The following is a 24,910-nucleotide window of genomic DNA, read 5'->3' on the forward strand; positions in this document are numbered from 1 at the left end:
AAAGTCTTGCTATCTCATTTGATACGGACACCTCTCGGTATCGGTTGACGATTTCAAACCCGTTCATCTCTGAACGTTCAGCTACTCCCTTTCGATTGCTTGTATAGAATATAGCACAGAGCACACAACTTGTCAATATATTCCTTTATAAAAACAGAGTTGCGGGACATCTTTCCGCAAGATGCCCCGCATTCTCCTGTTTTCACTCAGCTTTTCTGATCCTTGCCCTTTTGACTTCCCGCTTTCTGGTACTGCCTGTCAAATTCCGGCCTGGGAAGAGGTTTGTTGAAATAATACCCCTGAATATAGAAGCATTCCAGATTCTTCAGCACCTCAAGCTGTTCTCTGTTCTCCACACCCTCAGCCACCACTTCCATCTGCAGCTCCTGGCAGAGCGCCAGGATGTTCTTCACAATGATACGCGCGTTTTCATTGGTAAGAAGATTATTGACCAGCCCCTTGTCCAGCTTCAGGTGATTGAAACGGATTGCGGACAGGAAGGAAAGGTTGCTGTATTTGGCTCCGAAATCATCCAGAGCTATATGGTAACCTGCCTGACAGATCTGCTTTCCGATCTGGGCCACTGTGTTGCGCTCCACCTCCCCCATACTCTCCGTGATCTCTATCTCCACGTACCGTTTGTCCACGCCATAGCGGAAAATAATCTCCTCCATCCGCTCTATAAGCTGCTCCTCCAGCAGGGTTGCCCTGGAAAAATTAAGGGAGACGGGAATCAGCTCCACACCTCTGCGCTCCCACTCTTTCAGGATTCTGCACACTTCTTCAAAGACAAAGAAATCTATATAATGTATCAGGCCCGCTGTCTCCAGATAAGGGATGAACTTCCCGGGCGGCACGATTCCCTTCTCCGGGTCCTGGTAGCGCACCAATGCCTCTGCGCCGCAGAGTTTGTTATTATATGTATCAATCTTAGGCTGGAGATAGACTGTAAACCTTCCCTCTGCGATCTCCTTTAACAGCGCCTTCAATACCCCTGCGTTTCTGTGGACTTCTGCGTAAGGATGCTCACTGTAGTAATCCTGTTTTGCTATCATTCTGCGCTCGTCCGCACTGGCGATGAGAAAATCCAGGCTGATATCCGTATCCGACCAGGCGCTTCCCACAGAAATGCCTGCCACATCCCGCATCCTCTCCCTCATTTTCTTCAGACGTTTTATGAAAGAGTCGTGGGATATATTTTCGCTGACCAGCAGAAACTCGTCACCGGTAAAACGGTAGATCCTTGCCGCCGGAAATTCTTCCTGCATGATACCCGCAGTAAATTGTACCACATTGTCACCGTATGCATTTCCATATACCCTGTTGATATCCTTTAACCCGTTAATGTCCAGGGAAACGACGCCAAGTGAGATCAGGCTCTCCTCTTTAAGACCGGAACAATACTCTTTATAACTGTTCCGGTTGAGCACGCCTGTCAGCTCATCGTGATGCATGAGAAATTCCTGCTTTTCCTGCAGCCTGCGCTTTGTCAGTTCATTTGCCATAAAATACTGCATGGTACTCAGAACTGCCGTATGCTCTGTGTTTCTTGTGGGATTGTCAACGCCCATGTAGCCAATCAGCTTATCCCCTTCCTCAAGCCCTGCCGTAAAGCAGGACTCAATACCCAGGCTCTTCATAGCTTTATACAGCCCCCGGCGCTTCTCCCTCCACGGTTCCACATCACGAATGTACTGAAGCTGCCTTAATTCCTCCCATTTCCAGCCTCCCGGGCCTCCCGGGTACAGATAAGGCCTCATGCCGGAACAGATGGAAGACGCTCCCTCCTTCTTCCACTCATAGACATCCCTGACACCTCTGCTCTCCGGTTCACATTCGATCACATACGCCCGGTCCGCACCGTAATAGACAGCCAGGGATTCCAGCACCTGTTCCAGTGAATGCCCAAAATCCATCGCGCCGGTCAGCGCAAACATACTCTGCAGCACCACCTTTTCTCCCTCACTGTCATGCTCTGTATGGGGCATACACTGCCCGGTTCCCCTTATGCCGGGATTATCCGGCTTATATTTCTTCAACTGCTCGCTGTAGACAAAGACACCGCTCCTGCCCATGGATACGCCTGTCTCCAAGGCTGCCCTTGCCTTCTGGTACAGTCCCTGAAAAATATTGTCGGACCTGCTGTCAAAAATAATACCGCAGGACACATTGACCGCCCGGCTGATATTGGGAAACATATAGGGAAGTGCAATCGCCCTGACAACCTCCTCCGCGCACTGCCGTACAAATTCCATCCTGGGATTGTTATACACAAAGACTACAAACTCATCCCCGTAGAATCTGCCGATAATGGCGTCCTCTATAAACCTCATTTTTAACTGGTTGCTTATCTCCTTCAGCACATCATCCGCAGCCACATAGCCGATTTCATGTACCAGCTTTGTAAAAAAGTCCACATTGAATACCAGCAGCGCATAGGACTGTCTTCTGCCGTGGTTTTTCAGCAGTGCATCACCTATCATCTGTATGGCGGTATCTTTGTTGTACACACCTGTCTGCACATCATACTCCGCCCGGAATTTCAGGGCAAGCTCCAGATTTTTCTTCTCGTTGATATCCTCCAGTGTACCATAGACATAGAGGTCTCCGTTCTGTACATCCCGCACCAGACGGGCCACGGCATTGACCCAGGACAGCCTGCCGCTGCCTTCTTTTCTGCGGTATTCAAAATTAATGGTTGTATTTCCCTCTTTATAGGCTCTGCAAAGCGCCTCACGGTTCATGAGTTTCAGCAGACGCAGTTTGTCTTCCTCGTTGGCTATACTTTCATTGTGAAGCACCATCAGCTCCTCATATGTCATTCCCGGAGAATACTCCCTCCGGACTTTTCCGTCTACATACTCTACACAGTTCTGATCAAGATTACACCGGAAGCTGGCGATCACACCGCCGTCATAGGTCAGCCTGAGCTGCATCTCCTGCTGGCAGATCATCTCTGCTTTTTTCTGTTTTGTGATATCCTCCCCCACAGCAACTGCGCTGCAGGGCACATGCTCCCCGTCATAGAGCATGGCATAGGTGACCCGTTCCCACCACCAGTAACTTCCGTCTGCTGAGCGGGTGAGAATATCCGCCTGCACATGGCTCTGCCCCTTCTCCAGCCTGCGGTACAGGTCAAGCAGATCCTGACGGCTCCGCGGATGTATATACCCCTCCTTAAGCAAGGCTTCCGGCGCGTTGGCCATCTGCCGAAAGCCATGGCTCTCCTGTGCTCCCTCTGTCAAAAACAGCGTACGGGTCTTCAGATCATATTCCCATACATTGATGCAGGCTTCCTTAAGCGCTGTCCGGTAAACCATCTCCTTATGGGAGGATTCCTTCATTGGAAGCAGGGCGGGGACTTTTAGTTCCTCTGCTTCTTCTGCCGTGTTCGCCCTTCGTTCTCCATATATACTGTACTGTCCCTTGCCGTTTTTCTTTGCCTGGTACATGGCAGCATCCGCTTTTGCGAACAGGGACATAAAATCCGTGCCGTGTTCCGGGTAAAAGCTGACTCCGATGCTGCATCCGATACTGCAGGTAGTCTCCCCGTTGGTGTAATGGTCAAAGATATTGCGTATGGCATTTACTTTGCTGTCAATCACATTGTTCCTCTGCAGATTGGTCATAAATACCACAAATTCATCCCCGCCGATCCGTGCCGCAATGTCCTCATGTCTGAAAATGGCCCTGAGGCTTCCCGCGGTTTCCCTCAGCACCCTGTCACCGAACAGATGCCCATAGGTATCATTGATCTGTTTGAAATTATCCACATCAATGAGAAGCATCGCCGCGGGATTATGCCCCTGCTGCATATAACGCTCCACTCTGGCCTCACATTCCCTCCGGTTCAGAAGTCCGGTGAGAGGATCTAAGGCAGCCGCTTTCTGGGCTCTTATGATCTCCTTTTTTCTCTGGTCAATATCTGAGATAATGCCCAGGATCTTCAAAAGCTTCCCGTCCCTGTCCCGAAGCGCAGTCGCATGGACATCCACCCAGAGATAAGAGTTGTCCTTTGCTTTGAGACGGTACTCACATTCCATCTTGTCATTCCCCTTTAAAATGGCCTGAAATCCGCTCCGAAGTCCTGCCTTATCCGCCTCATACACAATATCTGTGGCAAACATGGAATCCGGGAAACCATCTGATGGAATCTGATACCCGAATTTTTTCTCAAAATTAGGGGAGTAATATATTTCATAGGTGACACAGTCCAGCTCAAAAATAATATCCTGCATCTGGGAGAGCACGATCTCATACCGCTTCTCACTGATAGCGAGCTGTCTCTGTGCCTCCTTCTCCCTGCTGATATCATGAAAGATACAGTGGAACCAGTCTCCCTGTTCCTTATCTTCTATAAGCTCTGCACTGATCCAGGCCCAGCAGATCGTGCCTCCTTTTTGGACCAGACGGTTTTCGTACATGAAAACCTTGCTGTTCTTCAACTGTCTGTGTATCTCCTCCATGACCATTTTCCGGTCACCCTCATAGACGGTGTCCAGAATATGGTCGTGAAACAGCTCCGAAAATTCTTCCCTGGTATATCCTAAAAACTCAAACAGATAATCATCCGCATCGATCAGGGTGAAATACCTGTCATACCGGCAGTTAAATACGCCTCCGCCGATCTCCTCCATCCCGTCAGAACTGTTCTCTTTTTCATTCATCCTCAATCGGCCTCCTTCTGTCTTCTGCTCCCTTTCCTCCCACACCCGTTTATATAACTCCTATTGTATTACAACTTTGACGGTTTTTAAACTTTTCCGGGTAAAATTGTAATTTTTTTCCATATATCCGGGCAGAGTGCAGGCAACTTGCAGCAGTACAGAACAGAAAAGACCTGCCGCAAAGGCAGGCCTAACTATCCGGCTCCGTCAGGATCGTCACCTGGGTGACATATTGTTCTATATCCGAGACTGCTATTTCATTCATTCCGATTTCATAGGCATATCCTGTGATCCGTAAGCCGTGCTCTTCCGCAAAAGCCAGCATCCGGCTGTAAAGTCCGGGCAGTCTGTCCCAGCTTCCTGTACAGATGCCCCGCAGATAAGTACCTTCCGGCTTTCTGTAAAATCCCTCCACCCGCACAGGACTCTCTAACTGGGTATATAATCCGTCATAGATTTCAAATTCGCCCTGCCGGATTTTTTCCACAGACAGTATGCTGCCGCAGCTTGTCTTATATTTGCTCAGATCCCAGGTCTTCTGCAGATGCTCCAGCAGAGTGGGCATATCCACGAATTCTCCCTGCTGTGCCTCAGAGGACAGTGGTGTTATAAAAACATACTCCTCCTCACAGTTGATCAAATCAATCTGCCCGTCCTCCACCTCCATACAGAGCCGCAGCATATCCTGTTTCTTCTTCAGAACGTTTTGCAGGTTCTCCAGATTGCGGATGGTATCTTCAATCTCCCCTATCTTTTTCTCTGAAAGAGATATAAATCCCTGGGCTGTGGGCTTGTTCAGATATTCTTTGATCTCCCCGATGGACATATTCAGCTCCCGGAGCGCCAATATACTTTCCAGTTCCGCACTCTGCCGGTATGTATAGTAGCGATATCCGTTCTTTCCCTTGTATGCAGGAGAAAAAAGGCCGATGTCATCATAGTAATGCAGTGTCCGCTTGTTTAAATGATGCAGCCTGGCAAACTGCCCTGCTGTAAAAAGTATGGAATTCTGAAACATGTCCTACCCCCTTGCGTTTTATCCTCTGTACGCTCTCAGACCATTATACCACGCACATATTTTTCTTCAAATGCATCAGCCGGCATCGGCCTTGCATAGACATACCCCTGTATCATATCACAATTTACCTGCCGCAGATACTCCACCTGCTCCGGTTCCTCTATTCCCTCCGCCACGGTCTTCACATTCAGCTTCTTTGCCAGCTCCATCAGACATGCGATCACATCTCTTGCCTTCTCACTGTGCATATCCAGAAAGAAGAGACGGTCCAGCTTCAGAGCATCCACATCAAATTCTTTTAAAAGGCCCAGGGAGGAAAATCCGGAACCAAAGTCATCCAGAGAACAGGTAAATCCCAGTGCGTGCATCCGATGTATACTGTCCTTCACCACATCAATCTGCTCCTCATCCAAAAATATGGATTCTGTCAGCTCAAATTCCAGCATCTCTGTCCTGACACGGTACTGTTTCGCGATACCGGAAAACTCCTCCAGAAAGCCCGGTTCCCTGAAATGCTGTCTTGACAGGTTGACAGAGACAGGAATCAGCCTTTTTCCCATTCGCTCCCACTTTGCCATGAGAGCGCACACCTCCCGGAACACATATACATCCAGCCTGCATATCTTTCCGTTTCTCTCAAACAGCGGGATAAAATCCGATGGACAGATCACGCCCCGCTCCGGGTGCTGCCAGCGCACCAACGCTTCCGCCCCCTCTGCCTCACCGGTCCTGGGGCTGACCTTTGGCTGCAGATATACCCGGAAATGACGGCTGCGGAGGGATTCCTCAAACAGCTCGTTCATCTCCTCCTCCCATTTCAGGCGCTTTACAAAACTCTCATCATAGAAGACACATTCCTCCCCAGCCTTTTTCTCCACACTCTGCTCCGCCAGGCGCGCATGATCCTGCAGAATGGTGATCTCCTCGCCTGGGTGTTCAATGATACAGGCTCCCTGACGGAATGCCACAGGATGGCGGGGAGCTTCGGATCCCGAAAATGCATTCACTTCTGTAATAATATCCCTGAGCCTTGCCCGGATACGCGCAGGCTCCGCATCCCGAAGACACAGGAAAAAATTGTCCGATTCATTTCTGGCGGCAAATTCATCGTCAGATGGTTTGATATGACGCTGCAATACCCGGTGGATATGGCGCAGCATCTCATTGCCTCCCTCAATGCCGAATCTCTCGTTGACCATTTTAAAGCCTTTTACATTCATCATGACAATACAGTTGGAGGAGGGGGCCATTTTACAGGCCAGCTCCTCATATTTCAGGCAGAAAGCCGCCTGGTTCATGCCTCCGGTCACATGGTCCTCAAACGCATAGCGCTCCAGTTCCCTTCTTCCTGTGCTGAAAAATCGGTACACCTTTATAAGGAAGATAAAAAATACGGCCATGACAAATATGAGGATCAGAAAAAATCTCCATATACTCCCCTCTGAGCTGCCTGCAATCAGGTCCGAAGGTATGATGGTCAGCAGAACCCAGTCATTTACTCCCAGCGCGTCATAGGACAGATAGAGTTCATCCTGATGCGTGGATGTAAATGCCAGGATTCCGCCTGTGCCCCTCCGCATATTTTTCCGCATCTCATCAATCTCAGATACAACTTTCCCGTCTTTGCTCTTCTTGAAAATATCATCCAGCTGCAGAAATGGCTTTAAATCCGTGGGGGAGAGAATCACCTTCCCGCTGCTGTCTATGATACAGCTCAGGCTTTGTCCGTCAAAGCTCTTGGACGCGATCATATCCTGCATTTTTTCCTTGCTGCGGATGCCGACCATGACATATTCCACGGATTTCTCCCCATCGCCGCCATAAACCGGCACGGAATAGATGATTTCCTGACCCCCGAGATAGCTGGTTCCTGTTCTCCCCTTAAAAGCTGCCCTGACACAGTCCAGTTCTGCCATTCCCTTCAGTTCCGCCTTGCCAATGGTCTCCGGCACCTCTGTATGCACCATTTTTCCCTGCCTGTCTATAACCGTCAGAAAATTAAACTCCAGCACTCCGGCCTTCTCTTCCAGAAAATTTTGAAGCTCTGCCGTATCCTCTCCCGACCCAAAGGAATCCGGCAGATACCCCGCGGCAAACTCTGATATCATTGCCAGGTCCTCGGATTTGTGATGCATGGTATTTCCAATCTCCCCTGCCATACGCATTGTCACATCATTTAAATATTCCTCCGTGCTGTGATCCAGCACCTTCCGGAGGTCAATGGCATTCCAGGCGGAAATGAGCAGCGTGATCAGGATGACCACCCCGATGATCCCCACCTGCATTCCGCTTATCAAAAAAGGCCCCTGATATGCGGAGCCTTTTCCCACCCTTCGTCTCATGTTCCATACTCCTGCCATAATACGATTCTGTTTTTCCTATTTTTTCTCTTTAGAATATTTTACACTGAATTTATTTTGAAGCGCAATCTTATATTTGTGTACATATACATATAGTATTATAATAGAGATATACTATCAGCATAAGGGAGGCTGCACCATGGAACAGAAGAACAGATTATTTGATTTTTTATACCAAAGTCTGAGGGAACAGATTGAGACCGGACTTCTTCCTTACGGAAGTGCGCTCCCCTCCATGAGCCAACTCTGCGAAATATACCATGTGGGAATGCGCACAGTCCGGGAGGTACTGAAAGCCCTGGCAAAGGAAGGTCTCATCCAGACAGCCGAGCGGAAACCCTCCCGCGTCATATACCGCCCTTCGGGGAACCACTCTCCTGAGGAACCGTCCGTGCGCACAGTCCTGGAGCACAGAGACTCTATCCTGTCTGTGTATGAGACCATGACTATCCTGATGCCTCCTCTCTTTTCCTTCTCTGCCCTGGTCTGCGGGGAGGAAAAGATGCAGCACTGCCTCTGGATTCTGGCGCATGAGAAAAAAGTGCGCAGGAATAAGTGGCAGACCTATTCCATGTTCCTGCATGAAATTCTCTCCGCCTCCGGCAGTCTGCTGTTCCGTGACCTGTATATCAGCCTGGAACTCTATGCCCAGATTCCCTTTTTCTGGGAGCGCAGAGGTTCCATTGTAAGACCCTGGGAAAATGTAATAAGTCATAACACTTTCTGGGACACCGGACTGCTGAAGCCGGAAAACGCCGAGGAGGCTCTGCACTATTTTACCGCGCTTTATCGTTTTACGACAGATATCATACAGGAACATCTGAAAATACTTGTCTCAGAAAACCCACAGGTAAAGGCAGCCGGTAAAAACGTCTACTCCTGGAACGCCGACCTGGGACGTGATCATTATTATATGCAGATTGTACGGGATATTATTGACAAGATCGGAATGGGCCTCTATAAGGACAGGGAATTTCTGCCTCCGGAGGGAATACTCGCCGGACAGTACCAGGTCTCTGTCTCCACGGTGCGCAAGGCGCTCTCTGACCTGAACCGTCTGGGCTTCTGCAGAACCTACAATGTCAAAGGAACACAAGTCACCCTCTTTAATGACGAGGCAACCTTTGTCTGTATGAAGGACAGAACCTATAAAAAAGACACGCTGCTGTACTTAAGCGGCCTGCAGTTCATGGCGCTTGCCGTCCCCCCTGCTGTCAGGCTGACCTTTGACCGGATAACGGATGAGATCCTGGATTCCCTGGCGCAGAGATTCCGAGAACCCAATGCTATTCCCCTTGATTTGATCATGGACTGTATCATAGAGCAGATGCCTCTGTACCCTTTTCGTATCATTCTTAAGGAAGTGAGAAAGACACTGCACTGGGGATATTATTTCTCTTTCTATGCGGAAGGCAATCAGATGTCCAATATCATTAACCAGATGGGGCTGCAGGCTTTTGAATATCTCTGCAGGAGAGACCGGGCTGCCTTCACGGAGCAGCTCAGTGCATGCTACTGCCATATCCTGACTTTTGTCCGCAACTTCATGACCGGCTGCGGCCTTCCCGAAGCTTCCGATATCTCGGCACCGGATATGTCCTTTATCCGCCTGTATATCTGAACAAAAAGAAACCCTTGTAAAATTTTCATTCTACAAGGGCCTTGACGTGCGCGAGAGGATTCGAACCCCCGACCTTCTGGTCCGTAGCCAGACGCTCTATCCAGCTGAGCTACGCGCACATCCAATAATTGGATAGATATTAATTTGTTATTGCCTCAGCAACGAAATTTATTATATCCTATGGTGCGAAAAATGTCAATAGGTTTTTGAAACTTTTTTTAATCACTCTTTTACCGTCATACTTAACAGATGACTGCAGGAAGCAAACAGTTACACTTGCCATTTTTCAGCGGATTGTTTATAGTAAAGGGTAAGCGCAGTCTGCTTATTTATATAAAGGAGTGACAAGAATATGAAATCATCATCAGATCTTAAGACCATGCTGGCCTCCATCCACCGGAAAAGCTATCCTGCCTACAAGGATTTGCGGGGTATCTACTCCTTCGGTGACTATACATTATCTATCGATCATGTGCAGGGGGACCCCTTTGCGGCGCCCTCCAGTCTGAGTGTAAAAATCCCCCTGAAGACCGCCGGTTTTCCTGCCCATTATTATAAGGAAAGGCATACCAGAATCGCCCTTCAGGACTATCTGAACAGACAGTTTGAACAGCAGGTATACCATTTCAGCTTCAGGGCCAAAGGCTCGGGAAAGAGCGGACTCATCTCCGTCAGCCGCTGCGGGCAGGAAATCCTGGACCGCACTGCCTGTGAGATCACCGATACCGACGTGACCGCCCGCTTCACTGTGGGCTTTCCGGCAAACGGCAGGACCATCAACGCTCCTGAGCTGGAAAAAATCCTGTTTGAATTTCTGCCTGTATGCGTGCGGAAATCTTTCCTGTATAAAAACCAAAACGCAAAAACTGTGGAAAATGTGTTTTTTCTGGCAGAGGACCAGCAGTTCATCCGGGAGGAACTGAAAAAGCGTAAGCTGGCTGCCTTCGTGGCTGACAACGCCATCCTCCCAAGACAGAGCGGTGTATCGGACAAGCCGCTTTCCGACTGTGTCCCCTTCATCTCCCCGGACTCCATGCGCACTGAGCTGACTCTTCCCCACAAAGGGAAGATCACCGGCATGGGCATCCCGGTGGGCATCACCCTCATTGTAGGCGGCGGCTACCACGGAAAATCCACTTTGCTGAATGCCCTGGAATCCGGTGTATACAACCACATCGCCGGGGACGGCAGGGAGTATGTTATCGCGGACGACACAGCAGTGAAGCTGCGCTCCGAGGACGGACGTTTTGTAAAGGATGTGGATATTTCCATGTTCATCAATGACCTTCCCAATAAAAAGGACACCCGCTGCTTCTCCACCCCGGACGCCAGCGGAAGTACGTCCCAGGCTGCCGCTATTGTGGAGAGCATGGAGGCAGGTTCCCATCTGTTTTTCATAGATGAAGACACTTCTGCCACCAACTTTATGGTCCGCGATACCTTTATGCAGCATGTGATCAGCCGCCATAAGGAGCCGATCACTCCGTTTTTGGAGCGCGCCCGGGATCTGTACACCGAGGCCGGTATCTCCACCATCTTAGTGGCAGGCAGCAGCGGTGCCTTTTTCCACATTGCAGACACCATTATCCAGATGGACTGCTACCGCCCTGTGGACATAACACATGCCGTGAAGGAACTCTGCAGAGACTTTCCGCTGCCCCCGGCAGACACGCCTGCCTTTGCGCTGCCTCAAAGCCGCAGAATCATGACCACACCTGATTTTCGTGAGCCTCAGGGACGGTCAAGGGGCCGCAGACCGGAGGAGCACAGCCACGGGCAGAGAGAAAACAGAGGTCTGAAGACCAAGACACATGACCGCTATACCTTCTCCATCGGCAAAGAATCCGTGGACCTGCGGTATGTGGAACAGCTTGCGGACTACGAACAGACGGCAGCTCTTGCCTCCATCCTGCGCTATGCATGTGAGAACCTCATCGACGGCAGAAAGACCCTGGACCAGGTAGTGAAGCTGCTTCTGCACCAGCTTGAGACAAAGGGACTGTCCTCTGTCTGCGGAACCTCCTACACGCCCTGCGGGCTGGCCATGCCCAGGCCTCAGGAGATTTACGCCTGCTTTAACCGGTTCAGAAGGCAGTAAAGCACAAAAAACTTTATAAATCGTGAGAATTATCACGGCATTCCCAGACTGCTGCGGCTATACTTATCTGAAACGAGTGAAGCCGCAGCTTTTCTGCGCCCTCACACCATTTATGAAAGAGGTGAAATTATGGGTTATTGTTACAAGACGCAGGATTTACAGCAAGTCTTTTCTGCTCTTACCGAAACTTATGACCTTTACGCTCCCAGACTTTTTCCGAATAAGGGAGCCTTTTCCGATACGGATCTGGTCCGCTATGACAGGATCACTTCCCCTGAGGAAATCGTACTTGACAGGAAGTCACGCTTCTCTCCCAAGGAAGTGCTGCTCCCCATTTCCCAGACCTTATTTTATTTCACAGAGGACAAGGTAACCGAACCGAATCCGCCAAAGAAGGATGCTGTCATCTTCCTGAGAAGCTGCGACCTTCACGCCATACGCCGTCTGGATTATATGTATCTGGAAAACGGCCCTGAGGATTCCTACTACAGGCAGCTCCGCGACCATGTAAAATTCGCGCTTCTGGGCTGTTCCTCCTGTTTTGACTCCTGCTTCTGCGTGGATATGGGAACCAATAAAAACACGGATTATGATTTCAGCCTGGACCTTACAGGCGATACCTGGAAAATAGATGTAAAATGGCAGGAGCAGGAAGAACTCTTCCGAAAATATGCCGTTTCCCAGGAAACCGTCTCCCCGGCTTTCGTGACAGAGACAAAGACCCGCGTACATATTCCCGAAAACCTGACAGCCAAAGCCGCTAAAAGCTCTGTCTGGAAAGAATATGACAGCCGCTGCATCAACTGCGGACGCTGTAATTTTTCATGTCCGACCTGTACCTGCTTCACCATGCAGGATCTGTTCTATACAGACAACGGTAAGGTGGGCGAGCGCCGCAGAGTGTGGGCCTCCTGTATGGTGGACGGCTACACGGACGTGGCAGGCGGAGGAAGTTATCGTAAAACCAACGGGGAACGTATGCGCTTTAAAGTCATGCATAAGGCACTGGATTTCAAACAGAGAGCGGGCTATCAGATGTGTGTGGGCTGCGGACGCTGTGACGATGTCTGTCCGGAGTACATTTCCTTCTCACACTGCCTGAACCGCCTTTCTGATGCCATGAAGGAGGTGGAAGATTTATGATAAAAAATGAATATATTCCTTTCCGATCAGAAATAAAAGAAGTAATTCGCCACACAGCAATTGAGTACACCTTCCGCATGGAATACACAGGTGATGTGAAACCGGGCCAGTTCTTTGAGGTATCCATCCCCAAATACGGCGAGGCTCCCATCTCTGTCAGCGGCATCGGCGACGGCTGTATAGACCTGACCATACGCCGCGTTGGCAAGGTCACAAACGAAGTGTTTGAGCAGTATGAGGGGGACACCCTGCTGCTGCGCGGACCTTACGGAAACGGATTCGACCTGGAAAATTATAAAGATAAAGAGCTTGTCATTGTGGCAGGCGGCACCGGTGTTTCACCTGTCCGCGGGGTGATCGACTACTTTGCACGCAATCCCGGGGCGGCCAAAAGCGTCACCGTAATTGCAGGCTTCAAAACGCCGGATGACATTCTGTTCCGCCGGGATCTGAAGCTCTGGGAAGAGAATTTAAACCTGATCCTCACAGTGGACAGCAGGGAAGGTGACAAGTCTTACAGAGAGGGACTGGTAACTGCCTATATCCCTGACCTTGAATTTGGTAATATGGATGACGCCTGCGCCATTGTTGTAGGCCCGCCCGCCATGATGCGCTTTTCCACCATGGCCCTTATGGACCGGGGCCTGAAAGAAGAACAGATCTGGATTTCCCAGGAGCGCAAAATGTGCTGCGGCCTTGGAAAATGCGGCCACTGTAAGATCAATGATGTCTATGTATGTCTGGACGGCCCTGTCTTTAACTTTACCAAAGGCCGCCAGCTGCTGGATTAGGAGGTGCAGGGAATGGATGTCAATACAAAGGCTTTAAAGAAAAATGCATTCCGCGTCACAAAAGAGCGCGGCAAAACAGCCTCCCGTGTCCGTGTACCGGGCGGTCATATGGATGCCTGTTATCTGTCCATGATACAGGATATCGCTGAAAAGTACGGCAACGGAACCGTACACATTACCAACCGCCAGGGATTCGAGATTCCCGGCATTGACTATGCAGATATGCCCAAAGTCAACGAAATGCTGCAGCCCATCATTGAAGGACTGGACATAAATCAGACGGACCCGGGCACAGGCTATCCGGCTTCCGGGACCAGAAACGTAAGCGCCTGCATCGGCAACCGCGTATGTCCTTACGCCTGCTACGATACCACGGCATTTGCAAAACGGATCGAGAAGGCCATCTTCCCAAACGATCTGCATTTCAAGATTGCCCTGACCGGATGTCCCAATGACTGTGCCAAAGTCCGCATGCATGATTTCGGCATCATGGGAATGACGCTTCCCCGTCTGGACCCCAGCCGCTGTGTAAACTGCGGTGCCTGTGTCAAATACTGCCGCCGCAAATCCGTGGAGGCTCTGGAGACTGTAAACTACCGTCCAAAGAGAAATGAAGAGAAATGCATCGGCTGCGGTGAATGCGTTCTGAACTGTCCTGCCTCCGCATGGACCAGGGATGAAAAGAAATATTACCGTCTCACCCTTCTGGGACGTACAGGAAAGAGAAATCCGCGTCTTGGCGAGGATTTCATCAAATGGGTGGATGAGGACAGCATCATCAAGATTATCCTGAACACCTATAAATATGTAGAACACTACATTGACCGTTCCGCTCCCGGCGGCAAGGAACACATCGGCTACATTGTGGACCGCACCGGATTTGAAGAGTTTAAGAAATGGGCGCTTGAAGGCGTGGAACTGCCTGAAATTGCGGAAGTTACCACTCCTGTGTACTGGAAAGGTGTCCATTATACAAAATAGAAAAGCCCGGTCTGACGGACTTACGCGTCGAAGCGCGCAGAGAACCTCCTCAATTCTCTGTGCGCTTTGCTTTTACCTCTTGAAAAGGACTCTTCCGGGTAAACCATACCCGGAAAAGCCCTTTTTCTCTTATATCCCTATTTTGTGATTGTCCCATCCAAATCCCACAAATCTTCCCAGCTCTCTGCCCCCGGCCAGAGGAATACCTGGCCTTTTACCAAACGGCAGTTCTTATCTGCAAGGCGGATTTTCTCCATCTCCTCCTTTGTCAGCGGGTCTTCAGTGGTACATTTCAGATTGCTGATATACTGCGGTTCCTTTACGGAAAAAGGAATGGGCACCTGCCCCCGCTGTACCGCCCATTTCAGGCACACCACAGCCGGATGTAACTGATGGGCTTGGGCGATCTCCAGAATCTCGGATATCTGGGTGTCTGCAACGTCCTCAGAGGTCCTGTCACGCTCCGGGCGTGAGGGGGAACCAATGGGGCAGTAGCCGATGGGCACAATCCTGTGCTCCAGCGCGTACGCAAACAGCTCCGGCTGCTGAAAGCCCGGATGAAGCTCCATCTCAATGGCTGCGGGCTGTACTTTGCAGAAGGGAAGCACAGCCTCCAGCTTCGGTATGGTCATATTGGACATACCGATGTGGCGCACAAGACCTTCCTCTAAAAGCTGTTCGCACTGTCTCCACACACTCATGAACTCCTCTGTGGAAAAGGGTTTGGAATCCGGATTCCTGGAATCCCCGTCACAGCCCGGCGCGTGGTAATTCGGAAACGGCCAGTGTACAAAGTACAGGTCCAGATAAGAAAGCCCCAGATCTGCAAGGCTCTGCTTACAGGAAGCTATAACCTCCCCTTCCCCGTGCATGTCATTCCACACTTTCCCTGTGATGAACAGCTCCTCTCTCTTTACAACTTTGTTGTCAAAGAGACGTCCGAGCACAGCACCGATCTCCTTTTCATTCTGATAGACGGATGCACAGTCAATGAGGCGGTATCCGTTTTCCACGGCACCGTAAACTGCATTTGACACCTGCTCTGCGGAATACTTGTCAGAGCCAAAGGTACCTATACCGATCGCCGGCATTCTGGCTCCTGTATATAAAGTTCTGTAAGGCACTTTTGCCGGGTCTACTCCTTTTGTCATCCTGTGCCTACCTTTCATCCTGGTCGCCGAAGACTACAGCTACCTTGCCGCACTGTCCGCCGGCCATGAGTTTATATGCTTCGCCCGCTCTCTCGATGGGGAACTCGTCTGTGATCAGATCTTCCGGATGGATATTCCAGCGCACCAGCCTTTCCACCAGTTCTTCCATTCTCCACAGGCTTGTCACCCAGGAACCAAAGATTGTCTTCTGTCCGTGAATGATATCCGGGCTTGGGTTGAATGTACAGGTTCCGCCTTCACCTACGAAGGCTATTTTGCCCCATTCTCTTGTGGCGCGGATGGCAAGCTGACGGCCTGCGTCATTGGCGCTGGCATCAATCGCACGTTCAACGCCGTATCCTCCCGTTACTTCCAGTATCTCATCCACGGTATTCTCGCCCGGTTTGAAGACATGGTCCACCAGTCCGAGTTTCTTAGCCAGTTCAATACGGTAGTCATTCATTTCCACACCAATCAGTTTATTTGCTCCCAGTGCTTTGGCAAGCATGAGGGCTGCCAGGCCTACAGGTCCAAGTCCCGTCACCAGAACCGCATCATTTCCGCTGATGCCGATTTTCTCAATTGCCTCGTAAACCGTACCGAATCCGCAGGCAACCTGCGCACCGTCTTTGTAGGTGAGTTCATCGGGCAGGGCAATCAGGTCTTTCTCCTCCGCCAGAATGTACGGAGCCATGCCGCCGTTTCTCTGCCAGCCGTATGCCTGACGGAATTTGCTCTTACAGGAAATGTAATATCCTCTTCGGCAGTCATTGCACACACCGCATCCGGAAATGTGATATACGATCACTCTGTCGCCCTTTTTAAACCTGCGGAGGCCTTCGCCCTCCTCCACGATCACGCCGCAGGGCTCATGGCCTGCCACCATACCCGGAATATATCCTTCCGGTCCTTTTCCCACGTGTTCTCTGTAAATGCATCGGATGTCACTGCCGCAGATCGTTGTTGCCTTTGTCTGGATCAATACCTGACCGTGACCCGGTTTCGGAACATCGAACTCCTTCATTTCAACTGAGCTGTTGCCCGGAAGTATTGCACCTGCCATCTTTTTCGGAAGCATTTTTACTGCCATAACTGTTGTCCTCCCAACCGTAAATTCCAGCATTTTCTGCTGTTTTTTATTTGTCCTTATTATACCATTCTGCGCGGAGGTTATTAGAGATATCTGCGACACCTTGCTGTCTTTCATGTCGTGTTTTCGTATATTTTTCAAACTGCCTTCCGTCTTGCAGGCCCTTCTGTATACTTACGGACATCCCCGCCAAAGGTGACAAAAATGTAATAAAAGTTCCGAATTTGTAAGGTAAATCGATGGCAGATATCCCTATCATACCCTATAATCAACACTGTAAAACAAATATCACGGAGGGTTTGAAATGAACGAGATTGCAATACCAAATAAAACAGCCGCTGCCAGATCGGGGTTCACTTCCTATTCTTTGAAGGTTCTGGCGCTTCTGCTGATGACACTTGACCACATTTATTATTACCTGGGAGGCGGGATTCTGCCGGTCCCCCCACATATTTACTCTGCTGGGCCGGATCTCAGCACCCCTGTTTCTGTTTGCCATGGCGGAGGGCTTTTCCCATACACATGACCGGAAGGCGTATCTCAAACGGCTGTATATCGCCTCTGTGCTTATGTCCGTGGGAAATGGCCTGGTCAACGCCTTCCTGCCGCATCCCGGCGGGGCTATGGTCATTAACGGTATGTTTGCCACTTTATTTCTTGTGGGGCTTTACATCTGGGCTATTGAATTGCTCATTGAAGGCGGAAAAGAAAGAAAATGGAAAAAGGCAGGAGCCGCTTTGGTAATGCTGCTCGTACCCGTATTCTCGGGAATTGCGGTTATCCTGTTTATGGGAAATATGGCAGAGCTTTCACCTGTGGGCAGAATCGCCTTCCAGGCAATGTATACCCTGATCCCCTCACCTGTTTTCGTGGAAGGCTCTGTCTTCTGGGTAGTCCTTGGAATCGGATTCTACTTTCTCAGGAATAAGAAAATCGGGCTTTCTGTCTTCTATGTACTTATGTCCGGATTCTTCTTTTTCTCGGCAGCCGGTGCGGGACTGACCTATGAAAATCTGTTTATCCTGAATGACCAGTGGTTTATGATCTTATCGCTTCCTTTTATTCTGCTCTACAACGATCAGCGGGGGCGAAAAATGAAATACTTCTTTTATGTTTATTATCCGCTGCATGTATATCTGCTTGTGATACTTGCCAGGATTGTGGCCTAAAGAAAGAACTATTATAAAATGTAAAAGAGACCTTATCAAAAGGACAGTATTGTTTCACTGCTCCCTTTTATAAGGTCTCTGATCTTACAAAACAGATAAGTATTTATCGCCGCTTTTCCGAAGCACTGACCGTTGTCTGCTATCTTGTATGGGCATCTGCCGGCTGTTTTTCCGTATTGCCGCCTGTTGTCTTTTTTTCTTCCGCTGACTTCAGATATTCCAGAGCCTCCGGGTCTTTTATCTGCATTGCCCTGGACCACTCTTTTGTCGCATCGTCCCTTACCACCTCTGACTGGTTCTTATACAGGAATTTGACCAGTTCATAGACATCCACCCAGATTTCATGATTTCCCTCTCTCTGGGATTCGTCAAAAATAAGCTGCAGGCCAAAATGCAGATGGGTTGTATCAATGTTATTCACATTTTCCTTTGCGCTGTACCCGGTGCGTCCCATATAGCCGATCACATCACCTGCCTGCACAACGCTGCCCACTTCCAGGGATTTGCAGTAAGGGAAATTCTGACGCAGATGAGCGTAATAATAATATCGCCTGCCGTCAAAACTGCTGATTCCCAGACGCCATCCGCCGTACTGGTTCCAGCCCATAGCTGATACATAACCAGACTCCACCGCCACAATGGGTGTACCTGTCTGCCCCATCATGTCGTGCCCCAGGTGTTCTCTCTTATAACCATAGCTCCTGGCCACACCGAAATCATCATAGTCATTATAGGGAAAACTTTTCGCAATCGGACTGAATCCTTTCAGTCCATACTTCTTTGTCCAGTTTACCGTCCCCGGGCTCTCCTGGTCATTCTGATCCTCTTTACGTCCCTCCTCCGCCTGGCTGTCCCGGTTCTGCACTTCCTGACTGTCCCGGCTCTGCACTTCCTGCCCTTCATTTTCTGCCTCTATTTCATACTCTCCCACCAAACCATCCAGGACTGCACCGTAGGCCTCACGGTAGTAGTCAAAAGACTTTATCTCCACAGACAGCTTTTCCACGGTAGTTTCCCCTTTTTGGAGCCTGTCGGCAATCTCATCCATATCTTTTGCCTTATACTGTTTAAAATCTCCGCCGTATCTGGCTCCCAGATAGGCCAGCAGATCCACCCAGTTTAGATGACCTTCCTGCCCATATGTATCCACATCGTAGGCACATGCCTGACGCATGGCTTCACTGGTCACATGGAAATCCACCCATTTTATGTAGTCTTTCTCCACATTTTCCGTGGCGGAATCCTCTCCGCTTCCTGCGGCAGAACCCTCTTCGCCATTCGTACCGGCGCTCTCTTCACCTATAGTGCCGGAATCCGGTACATCTGCTGCTGCGTTCGTATTCCTTCCGGCAGCAAAGGCACCGTCTGAGACATCTTTCCAGCAAAGCACTGCCGTCAGAGTCAGCACAATAACTTCCGCTGTAAAACCATATTTTTTCCATCTCTGTCTGTTCATGTCCGGCCCCCGGTCACATTCTGTATCAATTTATGTGAAGTGATAAAATTTTAGAACTCAGACTGTGGATCGGTGGTTAATGTTCATGCGCCACTGTCCTCCGAGATGTTTTAGACCTAAAGCATAAAAATCCGGAGGCAGACAGCACTATAGGAAGCAGAATGCTCCATTGGAACATTTTATAGATTTGGTGCCTTTTCTTTCATCTCCTCAAAATATCTTTCAGCAATATACTCCGCCGATTCTGCCCAAAAAGCATTTTCAGTGTTTTGTAAGGTTTTATATGTCTGTGATTTATAGAAACGCATTACCGCCTCCTCAAAATCAATTCCCAACTGCTCCTGCATTATATCTACAACAGCTCTGATCTGGATACAGACATTCATGGTTATATCTTTTCCATTAAAGGTATAAATTATATCACTCATACTTTTCCCTCCCTATGAATCGCAGGTAAGCCAGTGCTTTCTCCGTATGGAAAGACACCTGGTTGTTTACCTTACTATATCTTAAACGCTTAACAGCCTCTTCTGCGGTCAATATCCCCGATATATATAACTGCACAGTTTCCATCGTGTTATCATCCGCCACTGGTCCAATAACGATATCATAAGTATGCTGCGTTCCACCTTGGGCTCTGTTCCTTTTAATGAATTCCAGCCACTCTTGGTTCAATGAGTCAAAGCGTTTTATTTTAAGCATTTCGTTTTCTTCAAATATATATTGATATAGATAATAGCACTGTGCTTTTTCTCTCAGCGAAAGCCGGTACCCCCACTCGATTGCCTGTGTCTTCAAAATCCACCTGATGGAGATATTCATGCTGAATCATAATTTTTCAAATACTTGACATTTATGAAACAATTCAGTGACATCCTCTCCGGACAAATGATTGCGCTTTGCATATGTTTCCATTGCTCGTAAAGATAACATCTCAACATCTGTTTGAATACTCATAGTTTTCCTTTCAGCCCCCTCACACAGTAATATTGTCACCTATAGTATATCCATCTTTTAATGCAAAATCAACAAAATACAGCGGCAACCCCCTCAACTTGAGAGAATTGCCGCTATTTTCGAGATACCGTACTGCGTGTTACTGATATTCATTTATTTGATTTCTAAACATAGAAAAACCACCCATGAACTTTGACCAGTATCAGGGTGGTTTTTCTAATCTACACAGGTCAATCCACCTTGTGGGCGGTTGCTCCTTTTATATTCATAGCGCTTCAAATCGTAATCTCAGGCTTTTTCTCTTGCTTTATCCAGTTTTACATTTCTGAAATAGAGTGCCATGTCAATGGAAATCTCAACAATATTCAGTATGTAGAAGAACCATCCCAGATAAAACAGCCAGTCAAGAGAAGTTCCTGCTGATCCGGCTTCCATCCACAGAATCACTTTGCGGGCAATACCGAACACGTAACCAATCCAGATAAAGAACTCAAAGAAAAGGCTCTTTCCTTTTGCTGTTCTGGAAATCCAGGATTTACGGATTGAAATCGGCCACGACAGGCCGAAGCAGAGTATCATAAGTGCTTCTAATAAGTTTGTCATTCTATTTTCTCCATTCCCTCTTTTAATGTGGTGCAAAGACCGCCTCTGTTCTTTCAGAAGCGGTCTGTCTTACGTCCCTCAGATTCTGTCTTACTCTTTATGCTGTGCCAGATAAGCGGCTCTGCCCTCTTCGTACAGGTTCTTTCCTTCGCTGTCGATGATGACAAACAGAGGCATATCCTCCACATATAATTTTCTCAATGCCTCCGCGCCCAGATCTTCATACGCGATCAGTTCCGCTTTTTTTATACATTTTGCCAGCAGTGCGCCTGCTCCGCCGATCGCGCCGAAGTAAACGCCGCTGTATTTTTTCATAGCTTCAATGACTTCCGGAAGGCGGGCGCCTTTTCCGATCATGCCTCTTGCGCCTACGGACATCATAGTCGGTGCATAGGCATCCATACGTCCGCTGGTGGTAGGGCCTGCGGAGCCGATGACCTGGCCCGGTTTCGCCGGTGTGGGGCCCACATAATAGATGGTAGCGTCAGTGGGGTCAAAGGGAAGTTCCTCACCTCTTGCCAGTGCTTCGCACATGCGCTTGTGGCCTGCGTCACGTGAGGTGTAGATGGTTCCTGTTACATATACGGTATCTCCCGCATGAAGAGTTTTTGCCAGCTCTTCGGTAAGGGGCAGTGTAATATGTTTTTCCATTTAAATCACCTCCGTTTTGTGGCGGGTCACGTGGCAGTTGATATTGATGGCACACGGCATACCTGCAATATGTGTGGGCATGGTCTCAATGTTCAGTCCGATGGCAGTGGTCTTACCCCCGAATCCCTGCGGTCCGATACCGAGCTTGTTGATCTTGTCCAGCATTTCCACTTCCAGATCCGCATAGTACGGGTCCTCATTGGAGGAATCAATGGGCCGCATCAATGCTTTTTTCGCAAGAAGGGCAGCCTTGTCAAAAGTACCTCCGATGCCCACACCCACAACCATAGGCGGACATGGGTTCGGGCCTGCTGTCTCGACTGTCTCCAGGATAAAATCCTTGATTCCCTGCAGGCCTGCTGACGGTTTGAACATGCGGATAGCACTCATATTCTCACTTCCGAAGCCTTTCGGTCCCACTGTGATCTTGATCTGCTCACCCGGAACAATCTCGGTATAGATCATGGCCGGTGTGTTGTCGCCTGTGTTGCCTCTGCGCACCGGGTCTTTTACTACGGATTTTCTCAGGTATCCCTTATCGTATCCGCGGCGCACGCCTTCGTTCACAGCCTCGCTTAAATCACCGCCTGTGATATGTACGTCCTGTCCGATCTCCAGGAATACGCATGCCATTCCCGTATCCTGGCAGATTGGTACATTCTGTTCGTCAGCGATCTCAAAGTTCTCAATAATATTGTCCAGAACGCCCTGTGCAATTTCCCAGTCTTCACATGCTCTGCAGTTTTTGATCGCACATTTCACATCCTCAGGCAGATGTTCATTGGCCTGGATGCAAAGGTTCTCAATGACATCTGTTATCTGGCTTGCCATTATTTCACGCATATACGTTCACTCTCCTATCTCTCGTGGCGGGCATATTTAGGAAGCAGCAACGGTGATACATCATCGGAAGCAATGCCTGCATTATTCAGTTCTTCCGCATATTTCTCAATATGCTCCAGTGTCATGGTGCCAAGCTCTGTCTCCTTTGCCCTGGCTGCTGCGGCCTTACCTGCGTTGCGGCCGAATACAATGATATCCAGAAGAGAGTTGCCCATCAGACGGTTTCTGCCGTGGATTCCGCCTACCGCCTCACCGGCTACCAGCAGATTGCTGATCTCCTTTGTAAATCCGTCTCCGCCGATTTCCAGACCGCCGTTCTGGTAATGAAGAGTCGGGTATACAAGAATCGGCTGTTTTCTCATATCAATGTCATAGTTCATGTACATACGAAGCATGGCAGGGATACGTTTCTCAATGGTACCCTCTCCGCCGATTCTCTCGATCATGGGCGTATCCAGCCATACACCGCTGCCAAGAGGTGTTGCCACGCCTTTCCCCCTGTCGCTGCACTCGCGGATAATGGAAGCTGCTGCCACGTCACGTGTCTCCAGAGGATGCATAAATGCCTCTCCGTCAATATTTACAAGCATGGCTCCCAGAGAACGTACTTTCTCTGTAACAAGAGCACCGAAGATCTGTGCCGGATACGCAACACCTGTAGGATGATACTGAATGGTATCCTGGTATAAAAGCGGAGCACCTGCACGGTATCCCAGAACCAGACCGTCTGCGGTTGCACCATAATGATTGGATGTGGGGAAATTCTGATAGTGGAGACGTCCTGCGCCGCCGGTCGCAATGATAACCGTCTTTGCTCTTGCCACCATATAGTCCTCTGTCTCCATGTTCTGAAGAACAGCACCTGCCACTTGACCTTTTTCGTCCTTGATCAGCTCCACTGCGGATGTAAATTCCACAACGGGGATCTGACGGTTTAAAACCTCATCGCGCAGAGTACGCATGATCTCCGCACCGGAGTAATCCTTGCAGGCATGCATTCTCTTTCTGGAGGTACCGCCGCCGTGGGTGGTGACCATATTTCCCTCTGCGTCCTTGTCAAACATAACACCCAGCTTGTTCAGCCACTGAATCGCGTCCGGGGCTTCCATAACCAGTCTTCTCAGCAGTTCCGGCCTTGCTGCAAAATGTCCGCCGCCGAAAGCATCCAGATAGTGCTGTACCGGGGAGTCATTTTCCTTGTCTGCTGCCTGGATACCGCCCTCTGCCATCATGGTGTTGGCATCACCGATACGCAGTTTTGTGACGATCATAACGTCTGCGCCTGCCTCGTGAGCTTCGATCGCAGCGGAAGAACCTGCTCCGCCGCCGCCGATCACCAGCACGTCCACGTCATAATCCACTTTGTTCAAATCTATATCCACATTTAACAGACGGCTGTTGGAGTGGAGTAAATGTCCCAGCTCTGTGGGGGCTTTCTGGCCCTTGTTTGGTCCGATCTTGATCTCTGTAAAGCCGTCTTTTTTGTAGTCCGGATGATAAGCCTTCAAGAGGGCGTCTTTTTCATCAGCGGTCATACGCCTGGGTTCCATGCCCATACGTTCGTCTCTGGTCGCTTCCACCTTTTTAATGGACTCAAGCATTTCTGGTGTAAACATGGCTATCCCTCCTTATTTCTCAATCTCTCTTGTGTTGTAAAGTTCCTGCATTTCCGTAATGGGTTTCTGCATAACCTGCTCGATCAGTTCATCATAAGCACCCTTGTGGATCTCCTCCACGCGGTTTTTCAGATGTTTTGTCTCAGGCGCGATATATTTTCCTGTGAGGCGCCTTGCAAGAAGACCAACCATAGGATGAGAAATGCCGGCCGGGCATCTTACGGAACAGCAGCCGCAGCTTACACAGTCAAAGGACTCCTCTGCGCATTTCTCAAATTCCCCTCTCTGTGCGTAAGCAATGTACTGCATAACGTTCAGATCCTGTGTACAGGCTTTTGTACAGGCATTACATCCGATACAGCTGTAGATCTCCGGATAGAGTTCCATCATGATCTGCTGAGTCGGTTTGATTTCCTCTATATCATAAGTTCTCTTATCTGTGGGGAAGAAGGGGATGCTTGCCACATACATGCCTTCCTCCACCTGTGTCTGACAGGCAAGACAGGTCTTTAACTCGTTCTTTCCCTTGATTCTGTATATTGTAGCACATGCCCCGCAAAAGCCGTGACGGCAGCCGCATCCTCTTTTCAGGGTGTAACCGGCATATTCCATGGCTGTCATGATCGTCAGATCTGCAGGCACGCTGTATTTCTTACCAAAGAAATATACATTTACCATTTTTTCCATTATAGGTA

Annotated in this window: 19 protein-coding genes and 1 tRNA gene; 6 read left to right on the forward strand and 14 right to left on the reverse strand. The window is 49.3% G+C overall.

Annotated features, from left to right (window positions below; all coding sequences use genetic code 11):
* Positions 1–206 precede the first annotated feature (206 nt).
* From WMO65_RS13205 to WMO65_RS13215, 3 genes are all read right to left on the reverse strand, one after another.
* Positions 207–4,667, reverse strand: a complete 4,461-nt coding sequence (locus WMO65_RS13205; protein ID WP_118743282.1) for a diguanylate cyclase domain-containing protein — start codon at positions 4,665–4,667, stop codon at positions 207–209.
* A 190-nt stretch (positions 4,668–4,857) separates the two neighbouring features.
* On the reverse strand, positions 4,858–5,685 hold the full coding sequence (locus tag WMO65_RS13210) for a MerR family transcriptional regulator (RefSeq protein ID WP_103731161.1): 828 nt from the start codon (positions 5,683–5,685) through the stop codon (positions 4,858–4,860).
* A gap of 35 nt (positions 5,686–5,720) precedes the next feature.
* On the reverse strand, positions 5,721–8,027 hold the full coding sequence (locus WMO65_RS13215; RefSeq protein ID WP_103731162.1) for an EAL domain-containing protein: 2,307 nt from the start codon (positions 8,025–8,027) through the stop codon (positions 5,721–5,723).
* 157 nt (positions 8,028–8,184) lie between these two features.
* Here WMO65_RS13215 and WMO65_RS13220 point away from each other — a divergent pair, with 157 nt between their 5' ends.
* Positions 8,185–9,666 (forward strand): GntR family transcriptional regulator, encoded by a 1,482-nt coding sequence (locus tag WMO65_RS13220; protein ID WP_118743281.1) that lies wholly within the window; start codon positions 8,185–8,187, stop codon positions 9,664–9,666.
* A gap of 45 nt (positions 9,667–9,711) precedes the next feature.
* On the opposite strand, the gene WMO65_RS13225 is transcribed toward WMO65_RS13220, so the two are convergent.
* Positions 9,712–9,785, reverse strand: a tRNA-Arg gene (locus WMO65_RS13225).
* A gap of 233 nt (positions 9,786–10,018) precedes the next feature.
* On the opposite strand from WMO65_RS13225, the gene WMO65_RS13230 reads away from it, so the two are divergent.
* The 4 genes from WMO65_RS13230 to asrC all read left to right on the forward strand — a co-directional run bounded on the left by WMO65_RS13230 (position 10,019) and on the right by asrC (position 14,679).
* On the forward strand, positions 10,019–11,764 hold the full coding sequence (locus WMO65_RS13230; RefSeq protein WP_033141464.1) for an ABC-ATPase domain-containing protein: 1,746 nt from the start codon (positions 10,019–10,021) through the stop codon (positions 11,762–11,764).
* 129 nt (positions 11,765–11,893) lie between these two features.
* Complete coding sequence (asrA, locus tag WMO65_RS13235; protein WP_033141465.1) at positions 11,894–12,907, forward strand: anaerobic sulfite reductase subunit AsrA; 1,014 nt, start codon at positions 11,894–11,896, stop codon at positions 12,905–12,907.
* The gene (gene asrB, locus WMO65_RS13240) at positions 12,904–13,698 is read left to right on the forward strand and encodes an anaerobic sulfite reductase subunit AsrB (protein ID WP_103731164.1); all 795 of its coding nucleotides are present in this window, start codon (positions 12,904–12,906) and stop codon (positions 13,696–13,698) included. Before asrA ends, asrB begins: the two co-directional genes overlap by 4 nt.
* Before the next feature lie 12 nt (positions 13,699–13,710).
* Positions 13,711–14,679 (forward strand): sulfite reductase subunit C, encoded by a 969-nt coding sequence (gene asrC, locus WMO65_RS13245; protein ID WP_054353737.1) that lies wholly within the window; start codon positions 13,711–13,713, stop codon positions 14,677–14,679.
* A 137-nt stretch (positions 14,680–14,816) separates the two neighbouring features.
* On the opposite strand, the gene WMO65_RS13250 is transcribed toward asrC, so the two are convergent.
* Positions 14,817–15,830 carry an aldo/keto reductase family protein gene (locus WMO65_RS13250; protein ID WP_148392807.1) on the reverse strand — a complete coding sequence of 338 codons (1,014 nt, stop codon included), beginning with the start codon at positions 15,828–15,830 and terminating at the stop codon, positions 14,817–14,819.
* Between the two features lie 7 nt (positions 15,831–15,837).
* Entirely contained in the window at positions 15,838–16,920 is a 1,083-nt protein-coding gene (locus WMO65_RS13255; protein WP_197064107.1) for a zinc-dependent alcohol dehydrogenase family protein, read from the reverse strand.
* 398 nt (positions 16,921–17,318) lie between these two features.
* On the opposite strand from WMO65_RS13255, the gene WMO65_RS13260 reads away from it, so the two are divergent.
* Positions 17,319–18,089 (forward strand): TraX family protein, encoded by a 771-nt coding sequence (locus tag WMO65_RS13260; RefSeq protein WP_148392806.1) that lies wholly within the window; start codon positions 17,319–17,321, stop codon positions 18,087–18,089.
* Between the two features lie 139 nt (positions 18,090–18,228).
* Here the strand turns inward: WMO65_RS13260 and WMO65_RS13265 are convergent, their stop codons facing one another.
* From WMO65_RS13265 to WMO65_RS13300, 8 genes are all read right to left on the reverse strand, one after another.
* Entirely contained in the window at positions 18,229–19,545 is a 1,317-nt protein-coding gene (locus tag WMO65_RS13265; RefSeq protein ID WP_243128825.1) for a M23 family metallopeptidase, read from the reverse strand.
* Between the two features lie 179 nt (positions 19,546–19,724).
* Positions 19,725–19,973, reverse strand: coding sequence for a hypothetical protein (locus WMO65_RS13270; RefSeq protein ID WP_054353754.1), 249 nt, complete (start codon positions 19,971–19,973; stop codon positions 19,725–19,727).
* Entirely contained in the window at positions 19,966–20,343 is a 378-nt protein-coding gene (locus tag WMO65_RS13275) for a DUF3990 domain-containing protein (protein ID WP_243128824.1), read from the reverse strand. The genes WMO65_RS13270 and WMO65_RS13275 overlap by 8 nt, the downstream gene beginning before the upstream one ends.
* 447 nt (positions 20,344–20,790) lie before the next feature.
* On the reverse strand, positions 20,791–21,105 hold the full coding sequence (locus WMO65_RS13280) for a hypothetical protein (RefSeq protein WP_033143672.1): 315 nt from the start codon (positions 21,103–21,105) through the stop codon (positions 20,791–20,793).
* A 90-nt stretch (positions 21,106–21,195) separates the two neighbouring features.
* The gene (locus WMO65_RS13285) at positions 21,196–21,756 is read right to left on the reverse strand and encodes a Fe-S-containing hydro-lyase (RefSeq protein WP_033143673.1); all 561 of its coding nucleotides are present in this window, start codon (positions 21,754–21,756) and stop codon (positions 21,196–21,198) included.
* Positions 21,757–22,599: a fumarate hydratase gene (locus WMO65_RS13290; RefSeq protein WP_018595180.1), complete on the reverse strand. Its 843-nt coding sequence runs from the start codon at positions 22,597–22,599 to the stop codon at positions 21,757–21,759. It lies immediately after the preceding gene.
* A gap of 14 nt (positions 22,600–22,613) precedes the next feature.
* Complete coding sequence (locus tag WMO65_RS13295; RefSeq protein ID WP_033143674.1) at positions 22,614–24,215, reverse strand: FAD-dependent oxidoreductase; 1,602 nt, start codon at positions 24,213–24,215, stop codon at positions 22,614–22,616.
* A gap of 12 nt (positions 24,216–24,227) precedes the next feature.
* Complete coding sequence (locus tag WMO65_RS13300; RefSeq protein ID WP_103731167.1) at positions 24,228–24,902, reverse strand: 2Fe-2S iron-sulfur cluster-binding protein; 675 nt, start codon at positions 24,900–24,902, stop codon at positions 24,228–24,230.
* Positions 24,903–24,910: the final 8 nt, after the last annotated feature.

Source organism: Blautia caccae, from assembly GCF_040095955.1.
Classification (GTDB): Bacteria; Bacillota; Clostridia; order Lachnospirales; family Lachnospiraceae; genus Blautia; species Blautia celeris.